At 45.3% G+C, this 245-nt stretch carries 1 protein-coding gene; it reads left to right on the top strand.

Annotated elements, in window-relative coordinates; genetic code table 11:
• Positions 1–245, top strand: a 245-nt coding sequence (locus RG959_RS24755; RefSeq protein WP_342799361.1) for a YqgE/AlgH family protein, incomplete at both ends; no start/stop codon positions are given.

Genomic DNA, 245 nt, shown 5'->3' with positions numbered 1-245 from the left:
CTGTCGGTGATTTACTCGACAAAATAGAGATTGATAACGACAAATCGACCCAAGCTGCCAGTGTGGCAGTGTTTGCTGGCGGGCCGGTAAAAACAGATCGTGGTTTTGTATTACATTCACCAAAATCCGGTTACAGCGCAAGCCAAGAACTCAGCAGCGAAATAATGATCACTACATCCAAAGATGTGCTGGCAAGTTTAACCACCGCTCAGGCGCCAGAACAGTTTATTATTACACTTGGCTAT

The organism is Domibacillus sp. 8LH (assembly GCF_038806185.1).
GTDB classification, from domain to species: domain Bacteria; phylum Bacillota; class Bacilli; order Bacillales; family Domibacillaceae; genus Domibacillus; species Domibacillus indicus_A.
The sequence above is the reverse complement of the archived record's forward strand: the minus strand, read 5'-3'. Positions and strand labels throughout refer to the sequence as shown.